This is a genomic window from Sphingobium sp. BS19, assembly GCF_027925545.1.
Lineage (GTDB): Bacteria > Pseudomonadota > Alphaproteobacteria > Sphingomonadales > Sphingomonadaceae > Sphingobium.
On sequence record NZ_BSEF01000022.1, the window covers coordinates 63,844 to 78,627 of the forward strand.

Below are 14,784 nucleotides of genomic sequence, written 5' to 3' on the forward strand. Positions count from 1 at the left end.
GTTAGGCTTTGGCGGGCGGCGCCCAACCGATCCGGGCAAGAGTGCCAATCAAGGTCGAACGCGGCACCTTGAAGGTGCGACAGACGGATGCCTTGCTTGCTCCGCCATCAAGCGCGGCAGTAATCCGTTCAAGGGTCTCAGTGTCGATCATGGGAGGCCGTCCACCCTGGCGCCCTCGACGCTTTGCAGCCGCCAGTCCCGCCATCACCCGCTCGCGCGTCAGCGCGCGCTCATATTGCGCCAGCGCGCCGAACAGCGAAAATAGCAGTTCGCCGTGCGGCGTGTTCGTATCCATCTGCTCAGTCAGCGAACGGAACGCGATGCCACGCGCCTTCAGGTCAGTGACGATCGCCAGCAAATGCGGCAACGATCGCCCAAGCCGATCGAGTTTCCACACGATCAGCGTATCGCCCGCACTCAGATAATCGAGGCAGTCCTTCAGGCCCGGTCGATCGTCGCGTGCTCCCGATGCCTTATCAGTATGCAAATTACGCGGATCGACACCCGCCGCGACCAGAGCGTCGCGCTGAAGATCGACAGTTTGGCGATCATCGGCCGATGACACCCGCATATATCCGACCAGCATGTACGACAAACCCTCAAAACCACTTTGTCGTACACTACATCAAAGCGACAGGGTTTGTCGACTATTCAGGCGCAGGATTGCCGACCAAAGCCGAGGGATCACCCAAGGGTGTCCGAAAACATGTGTTTTCCGACAGCCTCAAGACGCTGCGGCAACCTATACCGGCGTCATGACCAAGATACCGGACACGGACAGCGGGGCGCAGAGTTCACCTGAACCCTCATTTCTGCACCTGAACGACAGCGCCCGGCATTATCGGGTCGCCTGACGCAATGACGAGGTACCGGCGCATGTCGCCCTTCGCGTCGCTGACGATCTGGCGGAGCGGTCCGAGCGTGTTGACGATCGCGCCGCCCGCCGGATTAGTCATGAACTTTGCCAGAGGCTGGATCACGCCGCCACCATCAGCGCGGGAGGATAGCCCAAGGACATAGGGCATCTTTGGGCTGAGGCCCGCAACCGCCGCCTGCAGGATCTGGACTTGGCCTTGATCGAACAGCGTGACCTGGCTGCGGCCAGTCCCAGCGAGGGTTAGCTGGATCTTCATGCCGGCCTGTGCGAGCGGTATCAGGTTTGCCCTGCCGTCGCCTACCGGCACCGCGCCGGGAACATAGGCCACGCCTTGCGGCCCCTGACCGATCGGAATCGTCGCGATGACGGTGTTGCTGGCGGTGTCGATCGCCGCAACAGCGTCGGCGTTCTCCAGCCCGACATAGATCCGCGAGCCGTCGCCCGACGGCCACAGACCGTGCGGCAGCGCGCCGACCGGGATGCTCGCGACCTGCACGAAGTCGGTGGTGCGGAACACCTTCACGACATTCTCGGTGCCGACCGTCACATAGGCGAACTGGCCGGCCTTGGTGCGGGCGATGTTGACGTGGTTGGTGATCGCGCCGGTGTCGAACGTCTTCAGCACTGCGAAGGGTGGCTTGGCGTCGAACACCATGACCTTGCCGACGTCCTTCAGCGTCAGCCAGACCTGCTTGCCGTCGGGCGTCGCGGCGATGTCGGGGCAGAACGGGCTTGCCTGCTTGACGCGACCGACGATCTTCTTCGAGGCGGTGTCGATCACCACGGTCTCGGGTGAGAAGCTCGAACAGACATAGCCGTATTTCCCGTTCGGCGAGAAAATCGTCATGCCGGGGCCGTTGGGGACGGGGATGCGCGTGGTCGGCGCGAAGGTCTTGCCGTCGAGCACCTGGATATAATCCTCGCCGCGCACCGCGACCCAGACTTCGCGACCGTCGGGGCGGAAAAACGCCTCATGCGGCGAGCGCCCGACATAGGTCGTGTGCTTCACGGCATTGGTCGCGGTATCGATGAACGTCACCGAGTTCGAACCGATCGAGATCGCCGCCAGCGTCTTACGATCGGGCGAGAACCCCATGCCGTGGACAAGCAGCTGCCCCTTGTAGAGCGGGCTGAGGTTGGCGGGGGTCTGGTCGCCGAGCTTGATGACGCCGAGCAGCGTGTTGGTTGATGGGTCGATCACCGACACGGTGTTGGAGAACTGGTCCGACGTGTAGAACCGGTCCTGCGCGCTGACAGGGATGTCGGGAGTCGCATTGGGCACTTGCTGGGCAAACGCAGGGCCTGAAAAGCACAAGGCGGCGCAGGCGGTTAGGGTGAAACGCTTCATGGACGGTCTCCGTGATGGGGGTGACCGGTCGCGGTCGGTTCGGTGTGACGTGGCAACGCGCCGCCTTCGGATAGGATGCCCTGCATCACCGCGATTTCCTGACGCTGTTCGACGATGATTCCCTGCGCAAGCCGGCGCAGGCGTTCGTCTTTGCCATAGCGCAGTTCGATTTCGGCCATGTCGATCGCGCCTTGATGATGCGGGATCATCATCCTTGCGAAGTCGCGATCGGGATCGTTTGAATAGCCGGTCATCATCGCGCCGTGCATCCGCGTCATCGCCGCATCCATCGCGGACGCGAAGCCGTCCGTTTGCGCGATAGCAGCGGTCGATACGGACAAGCCTATCGCCATCAGCAAGGTCATGCGTGATCTCATCGTCCTGTCCCTAGTTTTACTGTTTACGACACGCGAGCGATGATGCCGATGATCGTTGCTAGCACGGCCATGCAGGCCGGGAGAAGAGCATCTGTACAGCCGCTTCGCGCCCTGTGATCGTGCCCGTCAAAATATCGACCGGGCCCTTGATGAACTCCGGGAACGAGCGGAGATGTTCGCCGGGGGCGGGAGTATCGCTGAGTACGATGCCGCCAGCAATCAGACCGAAATACAGGATCATGAAGACCGACACGACCGTCAGGACGAGCGCCGTAGCTGCATCACGTGCGAAGAAGGTCCAGAAAGTCAGCAACATTACTGCATACACGCCGACGAGCAAGCCCAACGTGGCAGGATGGACGCCGCGCGATGCGATGCCTGGAGCGGTTCTTTCCAGGTCGTCATAATTGCCTGCATCCGGCACGATTGTGAGATGTCGGCGCACAGGCGTAGGAGCAACGAGTGTCTCGGTAGCGAGATCGTAGATCGGCTGTGTTGCCATGAGGAAGTCTCCGCGCGTCTCGATGAATGCCGAGCGTGACAGGATAGATGATTGCGGCGGGGCGGTCGGTCCAACGCATAACCACAGTCGTTCCGATCATCTAACAAGAACGGTAGACAATCTATGATCGCGTTTTCGTATTGAAACCATCGCGACCATGCGTTGGACGCAGGGGACATATCGGTCGATCTAGCGGCATCGGACTGGCACGATCACCCGCCGGATCCGCGATAAGGATCGAACGATGAAAGCTGCGATCGTTTTGGTTGCCGCGATGTTGGCCTCCGTAGCGCCAGTCCCGGCGATCGCTCAGGCCTATTGGGCTGCACCTGCGGCGGACGACTTTCCCTACGATATCAAGGCGGTTCAGGCACCGTGGTCGAAGGCTGATATCGACCTTAGCCATCATGACCGGATCTATGTGTCTGACCCGACATCGACGAAGATCGTTGTCATCGATCCTGCAGCGGGCAACGAACTGGGACGCATCGACCTCGCCAAAAGCGCGATAGCTGAGCCCAGCTTTTCCAGCCCCAAAGTCCAGCACCTGGCTGCAACGCGTGACGGGCGGACCCTGGCGGTATCGGCATTAGCGCAGCACAGTGTGACGCTCGTAGATCTGGCCACGAACACGGAACGAGGCCGGACCGTGTTCCAGACGTCTCCTACCGCCGTCGCGTTTACGCCCAATGGGCACGAACTTTGGGTTTCGCTCGGCGATGAACATGCCATCGCGGTCGTGGATCCTAAGACAGCGCGGGAGATCACCCGCGTACCAGCAAGTGGCGGAGCGGGCGCGACCATCCTGTCGCCAAACGGACGCTATGCCTTTGTATCGCTTACTGAAAGGCCGTCCATCCTGGTTGTCGACGTCGAGCATCGGCGCGTCGTCGGACACGTTGCCAGCAACGGTGCAGGTGCGGGAGCAATCGCGGTCTCGCCAGATGGCAAACAGATCTGGGCAACACGCCGCGAGAGCGGCACGACCACGGTCTTTGCTGCCAAACCGCCGTTTGCGGTACGCGAAGTGATAAACACTGGTCCAGCAACGGGCGCGGTCAACTTCGCCCAGCGCGCAGACGATTCCTTTGCCTATGTCAGCGTTGGCGGCGATCAACCTGCAATCAAGGTCTATAGAACCGACAGCCTGGAGGCTGTGGCAACCGTCCCGCTACAAGCGGCTCCGAGTGCGGTTTGGCCGTCGGGCGATGGTACGAGGATCTATGCCAGCCTGGCCGGAACCAACAAGGTCGCTGGGATCGACACGCTGACGTACACCACCGTGTCGACGATCCCGATCAGTACGGATGCGCAGAGCCTGATCTACGTTCCTGGTGCCGTAAGATCAGGAAAAGGTCTCGCCAATCTGGTGCCATCCGGGCGCGATGCGGCGCTTGCCCTGGCGGCGCGTTGATCGGTCTCACACCGTCTGTAATCTCCCAACGAAAGCCCTTTCCAAAATGACCAAGCCCCCCGTCAGGATCGCGATCAGCGGTGCCGCAGGACAAATTTGCTATTCGCTGCTCTTCCGGGTCGCGCAGGGTGACGTGTTCGGACCGGACCAGCCCGTTATCCTTCAACTGCTCGACGTGCCGCAGGCGCTGGACGCAGTACGCGGCGTGGTCATGGAACTGGAGGATTGCGCGTTCCCGCTGCTGGCAGATGTGATCATTACTGATGATCCGATGGTGGCTTTCAAGGACATCGATGCGGCCATGCTGGTCGGGTCTCGTCCCCGCTCGAAGGGCATGGAGCGCCGTGATTTGCTCGCTGCCAACGCAGCGATCTTCAAGACGCAGGGCGCAGCGCTGGACGCAGTGGCCAAACGCGACGCCAAGATCCTGGTCGTCGGTAATCCCGCCAACACAAATGCCTGGATCATTGCGCAAAGCGCACCGGGTTTCCCTGCCGAAAACATCACGTCGATGATCCGCCTCGATCACAACCGCGCGCAGGGACAGCTTGCGGCCAAGGCGGGTGTCGGTGTCGATGCGATTACAAAGCTCGTCGTCTGGGGAAACCATTCGCCGACGATGTTTGCCGACTGGGGGAATGCCGAACTCGATGGCCAAAAGCTTGCCGACCGTATTGGAGACGAGGCCTGGTACCGCGAGACCCTGATCCCCACCGTTGCGCAGCGCGGAACCGCGATCATCGAAGCACGGGGTGCGTCCTCGGCCGCGTCGGCAGCAAATGCGGCGATCGACCATCTGCGCGATTGGGTGCACGGCGCAGGCGACAATTGGGTGTCGATGGGCGTGGTGTCAGATGGCTCCTACGGTATCCCGCAAGGGCTGGTGTGCGGCGTGCCGGTGCACTGCAAAAGCGGTGGGTATGCGCGTATCGAAGGACTGATCCTCGATCCATTCCAGCGAACGATGCTTGATCGCACGATTGCCGAACTGGTCGATGAACGTGAGGCGGTTATCGACATTCTGAAATGAACGACCGGTATATCTGATTGGAATGACCGTAATCTTTGGTTGGTGCGATTGATCTCCTTTCCCTATCATTGGGGCAAGGAGATCGGGCATGACCCTGGAACAACTCAGGATTTTCGTCGGTGTCGCTGAGCGCGAGCACATGACGCGCGCGGCCGAAGCGCTCAATGTGACGCAGTCAGCCGCAAGCGCTGCCATCGCCGCGCTGGAAGCCCGGCACGGCGTGCCGCTGTTCCACCGGGTCGGCCGTGGGATCGAACTGTCCGAAGCGGGCCGCATGTTTCTGGTCGACGCACGCGCAGTGCTTGGCCGTGCCGCCAGCGCGGAACTTGCACTGGCCGAATATGCAGGACTGGAGCGCGGCACTCTGCGGCTAGTCGCAAGCCAGACGATCGCGGGCTATTGGCTGCCCCGCCAGCTGGCCGCGTTCCATGCGCGCTACCCCGCGATCTCAATCGAACTGGCGATCGACAACACCGAGGGGGCCGCGGCGCGCGTGCTCGACGGTGCGGTCGAGCTCGGCTTCGTCGAGGGTGTGATCGACGAGCCCGCGCTCGCGCATTGGACGGTCGCGAACGACCGCATGGTGCTGGTAAGCGACCGCGCAGCCGACACGATCGACGAGGACTGGATCCGCGCCGCACGCTGGATCGTCCGCGAGCAGGGATCGGGCACGCGCTCGTCGTTCGAGGAGGTGCTGCGCCAGCGCGGCGTCGATCCGTCGGACCTCACCGTGGCGCTGATGCTACCATCGAACGAGGCGGTACGTAGCGCGGTCGAGGCCGGGGCGGGCGTCGCGGTGCTGTCGCAGCATGTCGTCGCACCTGCAATCGCGGCCGGCACGTTGCACGATCTGCCGCTCGGTCTGCCGCGGCGTCCGTTCTACGCGCTGCGCCATAAAGAGCGGTATCGAACGCGGGCGGCCGATGCGCTGACCGATCTCATCAAGGAGACTGGCAAGTGACCGCCGATCTGAAACCCGTTCTCGATGGCCTGAAGCCCCTCAGCCGGCTCGACTCCCCGCGCGAGATGATCCGGCAGTTCACCCCCAACTGGTTCGCCGCTACGATGGGCACCGGCATTCTCGCGCTCGCCTTGCCGCAGGTGCCGGGCGTCGGCGCATCGCTGCACCCGGTCGGCGAGGCGCTGTGGTACTTCAACATCGCGCTCTTCACGCTGTTCGCCGGGCTCTACACCGCGCGCTGGACGATGTTCGGACACGAGGCGCGGCGGATCTTCGGGCACAACACCGTGTCGATGTTCATCGGCACGATCCCGATGGGGCTGGCGACGATCATCAACGGGTTCCTGGCGTTCGGCCTGCCGCGGTTCGGCGCTGGCGTGATCCCGATCGCCGAGACATTGTGGTGGATCGACGTCGCGATGTCGCTCGCCTGCGGTGTAGCGATCCCCTACCTCATGTTTACTCGGCACGAACATTCGCTCGACGGCATGACCGCGGTGTGGCTGCTGCCGGTGGTCGCGGCGGAGGTCGCAGGTGCGAGCGGCGGCCTGCTCGCCCCGCATCTGGCGGACGCGCATCACCAGTTCGTCGTGCTCGCAACGTCGTATGTGCTCTGGGCTTATTCAGTGCCGGTCGCGTTCGGCATCCTCGCGATCCTGATCCTGCGGATGGCACTGCACAAGCTGCCGCACGAGAGCATGGCCGCCTCGAGCTGGCTCGCGCTCGGTCCGATTGGCACCGGCGCGCTTGGGATGCTGGTGCTCGGCAGCAACGCGCCCGCGATCCTCGCCGCCAACGGCCTGGGGCAGATCGGCGCGGTAGCGCAGGGGATTGGCACGATTGCCGGGCTGCTGCTCTGGGGTTTCGGTCTGTGGTGGCTGGCGCTCGCGACGCTGATCACGATCCGCTACTGGCGCGCGGGCATTCCGTTCAACCTCGGCTGGTGGGGCTATACCTTCCCGCTTGGCGTCTCCACGGTCGCCACCTTCAAGCTCGGCACGACGCTTCAGCTCGGCTTTTTCGGGATCGTCGGCACTGTCCTCACAGTGGCGCTCGCAGCAATGTGGCTGCTGGTCGGCGCTAAGACGGTCGCGGGCGGCTGGCGCGGCAACCTGTTCGTGTCGCCCTGCATTGCCCAAGCCAATTGATGGGCCAAACCGATCGTCCTGCCGGATCGAACCGGCGAATCTGATCGACCCGTACCGGGCAGACCGGCGGACGGGTCGCGCATACAGAACATGACAGAAACGGGAGAATGTTGGTGGACAGCCTGGATATGAAACTGGCGCAGGCGACGAACCGCCGTCGCTTTCTCGCAGAGGCCGCGATCGGCAGCGGCGCGCTGATCGCCGCACCCGCGCTGGCGCAGAGCATGGTCGATCTGCACCTGCCGGGCGGTCCGTCGGAACGGCCGATGACCAGTGCGTTCCCCGGCAAGGGCAACATGATCCTCCAGCGTATCCACCCGCCTTTGCTGGAAACGCCGATGAGCGTGTTCAATGGCGACGTCTTCACGCCAAACGACCAGTTCTTCGTCCGCTGGCACTGGGCTGACATTCCGACCGCGATCGATGTCGAGGCGTTCCGGATCAAGGTGCACGGCGCGGTCACGCGGCCGCTGTCGATCTCGCTCGCGCAACTGCTGAAGTTGCCACGCGTCGAGCTGGCGGCGATCAACCAATGCTCGGGCAATTCGCGTGCGCTGTTCCAGCCGCCCGTTGCCGGTGCGCAGTGGCGTCACGGGGCCATGGGCAACGCCAAATGGCTCGGCGTGCGCCTGCGCGACGTGCTCGACATCGCCGGCGTGAAGCCGGGCGCGGTTGCGGTGCGGTTCGGTGCGCTCGACCAACCGGTGGTCGCGGGTGGACCGGATTTCGCCAAGTCGCTGTCGATCGACCACGCACGCGACGGCGAAGTGATGCTCGCCTTCGGGATGAACGGCGAACAGATGCCGCTCCTCAACGGCTTCCCGGTCCGGCTGATCGTACCCGGCTGGTATTCGACCTATTGGGTCAAGATGCTGAACGACATCGAGGTGCTCGCCGCACCCGACGACGGTTACTGGATGGCCAAGGCGTACAAGATCCCTGACACTCCAGGCGCGAACGTGCGGCCTGGCCAGAAGGATTTCCCGGCCGTGCCCATCAACAAGATGATCCCGCGCAGCTGGGTCACGAGCCTCGACGAAGGGCAGGCAATCGCGTTCGACCGGTCAATCCCGCTGGGCGGCATTGCGATGGGGGGCGATTGCGGCGTCGCCAAGGTCGATGTGTCGACCGACAACGGCAAGACCTGGTACAAGACAGTGCTCGGCCCCGATCACGGCAAATACAGTTTCCGCCGCTGGGACGCGCAGGTGCCGCTCACGCATGCGGGCCCGACCAGGCTGATGTCGCGCTGCTGGAACACCGCCGGCATCGCGCAGCCGATGACGCCGATCTGGAACCCGGGCGGGTTCATGCGCGGCAACATCGAAACCACCAACATCGTCGTCGGCTGAGGAGCGCTCCCCCATGAAAACGCCTTCCATCGGCACGCTGTCGTTCGGGTTCGTCGGCGCGACCGTCGTTCTTCTGCTCGCGATCGGTGCCCCGAACAGCCGCGTCGCCCCGCCGCCTGCCGCCCCGACCGCACCACCGCCGCCAAGCGTCTCGGCGCGCGGCTTCTCGCTGGCGTCCACTTCGGTCGATCTCCCAACCGACGAAGGGCAATATCCCGCCGGCCCGCATGCCGACGTCATCAATGCGAACTGCACCTCGTGTCATTCGGCGAGCATGGCGCTGAACCAGCCGCCACTCTCCGCCGACCAGTGGACCGCGGAGGTCACCAAGATGCGCGAGGTCTACAAAGCCCCCGTCGCCGCAGCCGACGTGCCGGCGATCGTCGCTTATCTGACCGCCATGAGCGCAAAGCAGCCGGGCGCCGCGAAGGGCAAGGCGCAAGACCCCGATCCGAAGGCTGCGCCCGACGTATCGGGGGGATCAGGCTAAGCCCATCAACTCACGACACGCGGTTCTGCGCGCGAAGTGCTGTGCGGTGTGGCCTCTGGGGGAGGGCGTCGACGCCAATCGAAACACTGCTCGCGCCTGCGCGTTCGCAGGTGCGCCACGTGGCACACCTTACGCGATAATCGTCACCCGGCAGGGCCGAGACGCCGGCACGATGGCTCGGTCGGCACGCCCAGCGGGCCGATAGAGCCGTGCCCGCGGGGTCCCGCCCCACTCGTTGGGGACTTCGGAAAAGAGCGTAGGGTGCCGACTGCCTGCCTACTTGGTGCTATAAACGTCTGTACCGGAACCATATAGCTGCTATTCTGGATATATGGAAAACAACACGGCAATTTCAGCGCTCGGCGCGCTCGCACAAGGAACACGCCTCGACGTGTTCCGCCTGTTGGTGCGGCACGAACCGCATGGCTTGGCTGCGGGCAAAATCGCCCGTCAGCTCGACGTACCGCAAAACACAATGTCCGCACACCTCGGCATCCTCGCCCGTGGCGGGCTGGTGCGATCCGAACGTCATAGCCGCTCGATCATCTATCGTGCCGATCTCGACGGCCTGCGCGCGCTAACGCTCTTCCTCGTCAAGGATTGCTGCGCCGGCAACGCGGAGCTGTGCGCCCCGCTGATCGCCGAACTCACCCCCTGCTGCTGAAAGGACGCCCGTGGCCGTCGATATCGTGATCTATCACAACCCCGTGTGCGGCACGTCGCGCAACACGCTCGGCCTGATCCGCAATGCCGGCATCGAACCGCACGTGGTCGAATATCTGAAAACTCCGTCCTCGCGCGCGCTGCTGGTCGAGCTGATCGACCGCGCCGGCATAACGCCCCGCGAGCTGCTGCGCGAAAAGGGTACGCCCTATGCGGAGCTCGGCCTGGGCGACACGTCGCTGTCCGACGACGCGCTGGTGGATGCGATGATGACGCACCCGATCCTCATCAACCGGCCGATAGTCGTCTCACCGCTCGGCGTGAAGCTCTGCCGGCCGTCCGAAGCCGTGCTTGATCTGCTGCCGGGCGATCAGCGCGGCGCGTTCGCGAAGGACGACGGACAACAGGTGGTGGACGCCTCGGGCCAGCGCATCTCCTGATGCTTCTTGCCGTCCTGATCTTCGTCGTCACGATCGTGCTCGTCATCTGGCAGCCCAAGGGGCTCGGAATCGGGTGGAGCGCGATAGGCGGGGCCGTCTTGGCGCTGCTCGCGGGGGTCGTCACGCTGTCCGACGTACCGGTCGTTTGGGGCATCGTCTGGAACGCGACGGCTGCATTCGTCTCGATCATTGTCATAAGCCTGTTGCTCGATGAAGCTGGATCCTTCGAATGGGCGGCGCTGCACGTTGCGCGCTGGGGCAGGGGACATGGGCGCCGGCTCTTCGTCCTAATCGTGCTGCTCGGCGCGGCGGTGTCGGCGTTGTTCGCCAATGATGGTGCGGCGCTGATCCTCACGCCGATCGTCATCGCCATGCTGCGCGCGCTGGGGTTCAAGGACAAGGCGACGCTGGCGTTCGTCATGGCGGCCGGGTTCATCGCCGACACGGCCAGCCTGCCGCTGGTGGTCTCGAACCTCGTCAACATCGTGTCAGCCGACTTCTTCAAGATCGGGTTCGGCACATACACGTCCGTGATGGTGCCGGTCGACCTGGTATCGATCGCCGCCACGCTGGGCGTGCTGCTGCTGTTCTTCCGGCGCGACCTCCCAGAAGACTATGACGTGGGGGCGCTGCGCGCGCCCCGAGAAGCGATCCGCGACGTTGCGACCTTCCGCGCCGGGTGGATCATCCTCGCGCTGCTGCTGGCCGGCTTCTTCCTGCTCGAACCCCTTGGCGTGCCGGTCAGCGCCGTCGCCGCTGCCGGTGCAATCCTCCTGCTGGTGATCGCGGGGCGGGGCAACGTGATCCAGACCGGCAAGGTGCTGCGCGGCGCGCCGTGGCAGGTCGTGATCTTCTCTCTCGGCATGTACCTAGTCGTCTACGGCCGAGCTGGCTGGCTGAGGCATGGGGCCATACCTGATTATGTTCGCCGGGACTGGTTCCGACGGCATGCTGCGGTATGGGCTGAACGGCCTCAGCCTGCGCCTGTTCGGCCCCGACCTGCCGATCGGAACGCCCATCATCAACGTGCTCGGCTCATTCCTTATGGGTCTGCTGGACGGCTGGTTCCTGTTGCGGAGCGGATCGAGCCGGGGATGGCGATTGTTCCTCACCACCGGCGGGCTGGGCGGCGTCACGACCTTCTCGACCTTCTCGCTGGAAGCGGCCTTGCTTTAGGAGAGAGCCGAAGTCGGGCAAGCCGCCCTTTATGTTGTCGGATCGGTTGGGCTGGGCGTGCTCGCGCTGTTCGGCGGCCTCGCTCTCGTTCGCTCCTTCAGCCCGGCTTAGCGGCGCCAACCGGCTCAGGAGCGATCATCTTCCTTGACGTTGTCAACCTTCGCCTTGTCTTTGGCGCGGACCGACTCCTCCAGCTCCAGAATCTCGGCCGATTCTTGCGTGGTGGGCTTCTTCTTGTCGATATCGCTCATGAAGTCCTCCGTCTGCAAAACTACTGGTACACCGTTTCGCGCCAAGGATTATTCAGGGTTTCTGCTCGGCGTCCCGCCGGTCCGCTTCGGCCGGGGTCTGCCGAGCGCGTTCGCGGATACGGCGTTCGAGCGGTGCGCCGACGAACAACACTAGCATCGCCAGCAGCAGACCGCCCACAAGTAGTGGCCACACCGCCAATCCCGCTGCCGCTCCGAGCGTCGCTGACACCCAGATGCACGCCGCCGTTGCTAGCCCGTGCACCTCCTGCCCGCTGCCAACGCGCAGGACCGCGCCCGCGCCGATGAAGCCGACGCCGGATAGGATGACCGAAGCACCGAGCAGGACGACCGCCACCTCCAGTAAGTATTTGGCGCTGAATGCGATGCCTTCGTGCCACCTTTCATCCGGGGTCCACAGGCTGCGCACGGCGGTGCCGATCAGGATGGCGAGCACCAGCGCCTCCAGCCACGCCTTGCCGGCCAGTGCGCGCTCGCCCGCCTCCAGCGCGTAGGCCGAGCCGGTGACGGCGAGGCAGAGGCCGACGCCGGGCAGCAGCGCGGGCAATCTGCTAGTCTGGACGGTAGGGAATAGCTGCCGCGCTCGGCCGTTTCCGCCGCTAGGAGGCGCTGCAGGGCGTCCAGCGCGCTGGACGGGTCCGCAAGGTCTCGTGGGGTGCGTTGCGGATAGCGGAAGCATTGGAGGGCATGGGGGTAGGAGAGGGCGTCGACGATCGCCGTAAAGCCCGGCGCGACGGCCTCGACAAAGGCAGGTCGGCTGCGCTCTACCGCGTCAAGACATCCGGCAAGATCGTGCCCCATCCAGATCAAATCATCCTCGTCCCGCCCGTCGTGAAGGAGGATCGCCTTCAAAGCCAGCTCGAGGCCGTGTGCGACGAGCGCGAAGTAGGGCAGGCGCACGTTGTCGGCGATCTCGGCCGCCAGCACACGGCGCGCGGCCTCGGCATAGCCGCTCGCAAGAACCAGGTGCCGATCGGCGCGCGTGTTGTTCTCCGGTGACATCGACCGGGATCGATGTCGGGGTATCGAAAAGCCCCAAATCTATGTCGGTCGCGCACTAGCGTAGCAGCGTGATAGCGCCGCTCGTCCGCTTCGCGGGGGAGCGGCGCGCGATTTTCAGGGCTATTCGGCGAGAAAGCTGCCGCGCCCGTTCCGGAAGGCTCCGACGACGCTGCCCTGATCCCAATGCCCCGACAGGATGCCGCGCCGGGTGATGCTGCCGACTGGCTTGCGGCGCGCGGCGAGAAGCCGCGCGCGCCGGGTGTCGCGATCGACAGGCTCGCCGGTGATGAAGTCGATCGCGGTGCGCAGCGGGGTCACGACAGCCGCCATTGTTCGACCAGGGCCTCCATCGCGGGGCGATAGCCCCATGCGTCGGGATAGACGGTCGGCTCCTGGGCCAGATAGGCCATGACGATCAGCATATCCTCGGAAATGATCGCATCGCAGTTGCACAGGTGGAGGATCGGGAAATGGCCGTTATCGTCGCCGTTCCACCACGCCAGCAGGAAGTCGGCCGCGCGCGCGGCTTGGCCGGTGTCCGACCCGGCAACGACGATCAGGCGGGTGATGGCCTCGCCTACCTCGTCGAAGGCGACGGCGCGGATCACGGGGCGGCGTTGGGGCGGGTTCATGGCTCAAGCTCCTGCATGGTCATGCGGGGAAGGGGACGGGGACCAAAAGCGCGTCCTCGATCGGCGCGACGTCGCGCAGCTCGACTTGCGCGATTTTCTCGACGCGCTCCGCGCCGATCGGATCGAGATAGACGTAGGTGTGGTCGGCGAAGACCGGGCTGCACAAGCGCCATATGACGCCCTTGCGGCCGACGCGGCGTTCGACGCGGCCGTCATAGGAGGCGAACGAACCGACAAGGCGGACCCGCTGCCCTACGCGAAGCCAGTTGGCAGCGCCGCGAATGACGGCGGCCTTTTCCTCGTCGCTCAAGGCCGGTCGGCCGATGCCGAACGTCGCGCTGCGATCATGCGCGATCCGCGCCAGTTTCTGTTCCACCGGCTCGGGTTTCCAGTCGACGACTGGCCCGGGCTTCGCCCTGTGCAGGTGCGTCACCGGCTTCGCGCCGAACAGGTCGGGTTGCACGCCGACAAGGCGGCGGTTGAACATCGCGCGATGATAGTCGCGCCGCCATTGCGCCTCGGGGGTCAACGGCTTGGCGGTGGGGCCATCACGCACGATGGCGACCAGCTCGTTGAACTCCTCCTCGGTGACGGTCGCGAAGCTCGGATCATAGACCAGTCGCCCCGCGACTGCCCGGCCCTCATCGGGGCCGGGGTCGTGGGGGTCTGTCATGCCGCCTCGTCCATCTGCTCGGGGGTTTCGATCGCCATGCGGCTCAACAGCCAATCGGCTGCATCCTGTGCGAGGCGGGCGGCGGTGAAGATGCACCGTTTGTCGTTGCGGAGCGCCTGCAACCAACTCGCCAGATAAGCGGCATGGTCCTCGCGGTCGTGGAGCTTGATGCCGATCGTGGCGCTGACGAACGCGGCCCCAAGCTCGGCCACCAATTCCTCGCGGGCATAGTCCTCGCGCTTCATGGAAAGGAGGGAGGGACGGGCAAGCCGGTCGATATGTCCCGTCGCGTGGCAAAGCTCGTGGTAGGTCCCATCCATAACGTGTCCTTTCTGTCCTCTTCTGCCAATCAAGCAGGACACATGATCCGAGCCCCCTCTTCTCTGCCGGACAGGGAGGGCCCGAGGGCCCTCCCTGTCCGGTCGCAATC

Annotated in this window: 20 protein-coding genes and 1 pseudogene; 11 read left to right on the top strand and 10 right to left on the bottom strand. The window is 64.3% G+C overall.

Annotated features, from left to right (window positions below):
* Position 1: 1 nt before the first annotated feature.
* The 4 genes from QMG56_RS19720 to QMG56_RS19735 all read right to left on the bottom strand — a co-directional run bounded on the left by QMG56_RS19720 (position 2) and on the right by QMG56_RS19735 (position 3,104).
* On the bottom strand, positions 2-586 hold the full coding sequence (locus QMG56_RS19720; RefSeq protein ID WP_066659028.1) for a recombinase family protein: 585 nt from the start codon (positions 584-586) through the stop codon (positions 2-4).
* Between the two features lie 220 nt (positions 587-806).
* Entirely contained in the window at positions 807-2,225 is a 1,419-nt protein-coding gene (locus QMG56_RS19725) for a YncE family protein (RefSeq protein ID WP_281824330.1), read from the bottom strand.
* Positions 2,222-2,590: a DUF305 domain-containing protein gene (locus QMG56_RS19730; protein WP_031439136.1), complete on the bottom strand. Its 369-nt coding sequence runs from the start codon at positions 2,588-2,590 to the stop codon at positions 2,222-2,224. Before QMG56_RS19730 ends, QMG56_RS19725 begins: the two co-directional genes overlap by 4 nt.
* Before the next feature lie 70 nt (positions 2,591-2,660).
* Positions 2,661-3,104 (bottom strand): hypothetical protein, encoded by a 444-nt coding sequence (locus tag QMG56_RS19735; RefSeq protein WP_281824334.1) that lies wholly within the window; start codon positions 3,102-3,104, stop codon positions 2,661-2,663.
* A gap of 244 nt (positions 3,105-3,348) precedes the next feature.
* Here QMG56_RS19735 and QMG56_RS19740 point away from each other — a divergent pair, with 244 nt between their 5' ends.
* From QMG56_RS19740 to QMG56_RS19785, 10 genes and pseudogenes are all read left to right on the top strand, one after another.
* The gene (locus tag QMG56_RS19740) at positions 3,349-4,518 is read left to right on the top strand and encodes a YncE family protein (protein ID WP_051583499.1); all 1,170 of its coding nucleotides are present in this window, start codon (positions 3,349-3,351) and stop codon (positions 4,516-4,518) included.
* Positions 4,519-4,564: 46 nt separating this feature from the next.
* On the top strand, positions 4,565-5,548 hold the full coding sequence (locus tag QMG56_RS19745) for a malate dehydrogenase (protein WP_133192424.1): 984 nt from the start codon (positions 4,565-4,567) through the stop codon (positions 5,546-5,548).
* Between the two features lie 88 nt (positions 5,549-5,636).
* Positions 5,637-6,509, top strand: a complete 873-nt coding sequence (locus QMG56_RS19750; protein ID WP_019054677.1) for a LysR family transcriptional regulator — start codon at positions 5,637-5,639, stop codon at positions 6,507-6,509.
* Positions 6,506-7,657: a TDT family transporter gene (locus tag QMG56_RS19755; RefSeq protein WP_037535049.1), complete on the top strand. Its 1,152-nt coding sequence runs from the start codon at positions 6,506-6,508 to the stop codon at positions 7,655-7,657. Before QMG56_RS19750 ends, QMG56_RS19755 begins: the two co-directional genes overlap by 4 nt.
* 107 nt (positions 7,658-7,764) lie before the next feature.
* Complete coding sequence (locus tag QMG56_RS19760; RefSeq protein WP_019054679.1) at positions 7,765-9,009, top strand: molybdopterin-dependent oxidoreductase; 1,245 nt, start codon at positions 7,765-7,767, stop codon at positions 9,007-9,009.
* 13 nt (positions 9,010-9,022) lie between these two features.
* A complete protein-coding gene (locus QMG56_RS19765; protein WP_037535047.1) occupies positions 9,023-9,499 on the top strand; it encodes a hypothetical protein in 477 nt (158 codons plus the stop codon).
* Between the two features lie 331 nt (positions 9,500-9,830).
* Positions 9,831-10,163: a helix-turn-helix transcriptional regulator gene (locus tag QMG56_RS19770; protein ID WP_037535046.1), complete on the top strand. Its 333-nt coding sequence runs from the start codon at positions 9,831-9,833 to the stop codon at positions 10,161-10,163.
* 10 nt (positions 10,164-10,173) lie between these two features.
* Positions 10,174-10,602, top strand: a complete 429-nt coding sequence (gene arsC / locus QMG56_RS19775) for an arsenate reductase (glutaredoxin) (protein WP_281824345.1) — start codon at positions 10,174-10,176, stop codon at positions 10,600-10,602.
* Positions 10,602-11,528 (top strand): annotated as a pseudogene (gene arsB, locus QMG56_RS19780) (arsenical efflux pump membrane protein ArsB); the annotation flags it as partial. The gene arsC and the pseudogene arsB, both read left to right, overlap by 1 nt.
* Before the next feature lie 22 nt (positions 11,529-11,550).
* Complete coding sequence (locus QMG56_RS19785) at positions 11,551-11,778, top strand: CrcB family protein (RefSeq protein ID WP_235199769.1); 228 nt, start codon at positions 11,551-11,553, stop codon at positions 11,776-11,778.
* Between the two features lie 125 nt (positions 11,779-11,903).
* Here QMG56_RS19785 and QMG56_RS19790 read toward each other — a convergent pair whose 3' ends face one another.
* Together QMG56_RS19790 and QMG56_RS19795 are read right to left on the bottom strand one after the other, a co-directional pair.
* Positions 11,904-12,029: a hypothetical protein gene (locus QMG56_RS19790; RefSeq protein ID WP_260171586.1), complete on the bottom strand. Its 126-nt coding sequence runs from the start codon at positions 12,027-12,029 to the stop codon at positions 11,904-11,906.
* A 52-nt stretch (positions 12,030-12,081) separates the two neighbouring features.
* Positions 12,082-12,726, bottom strand: a complete 645-nt coding sequence (locus QMG56_RS19795; protein WP_281824346.1) for a putative sulfate exporter family transporter — start codon at positions 12,724-12,726, stop codon at positions 12,082-12,084.
* Between QMG56_RS19795 and QMG56_RS19800 the strand changes: the two genes are divergently transcribed.
* Entirely contained in the window at positions 12,726-13,046 is a 321-nt protein-coding gene (locus tag QMG56_RS19800) for a hypothetical protein (RefSeq protein ID WP_281824347.1), read from the top strand. The two genes, QMG56_RS19795 and QMG56_RS19800, sit on opposite strands and share 1 nt — an antisense overlap.
* Positions 13,047-13,169: 123 nt before the next feature.
* Here the strand turns inward: QMG56_RS19800 and QMG56_RS19805 are convergent, their stop codons facing one another.
* Genes QMG56_RS19805 through QMG56_RS19820 form a run of 4 tightly spaced genes read right to left on the bottom strand, consistent with a single transcriptional unit; the run spans position 13,170 to position 14,674 of the window.
* The gene (locus QMG56_RS19805; RefSeq protein WP_281824348.1) at positions 13,170-13,367 is read right to left on the bottom strand and encodes a hypothetical protein; all 198 of its coding nucleotides are present in this window, start codon (positions 13,365-13,367) and stop codon (positions 13,170-13,172) included.
* Entirely contained in the window at positions 13,364-13,681 is a 318-nt protein-coding gene (locus QMG56_RS19810; RefSeq protein WP_281824349.1) for a hypothetical protein, read from the bottom strand. The genes QMG56_RS19805 and QMG56_RS19810 overlap by 4 nt, the downstream gene beginning before the upstream one ends.
* 19 nt (positions 13,682-13,700) lie before the next feature.
* Positions 13,701-14,354 carry a hypothetical protein gene (locus QMG56_RS19815; protein WP_281824350.1) on the bottom strand — a complete coding sequence of 218 codons (654 nt, stop codon included), beginning with the start codon at positions 14,352-14,354 and terminating at the stop codon, positions 13,701-13,703.
* Positions 14,351-14,674, bottom strand: coding sequence for a zincin-like metallopeptidase domain-containing protein (locus tag QMG56_RS19820; protein WP_281824351.1), 324 nt, complete (start codon positions 14,672-14,674; stop codon positions 14,351-14,353). Before QMG56_RS19820 ends, QMG56_RS19815 begins: the two co-directional genes overlap by 4 nt.
* Positions 14,675-14,784: the final 110 nt, after the last annotated feature.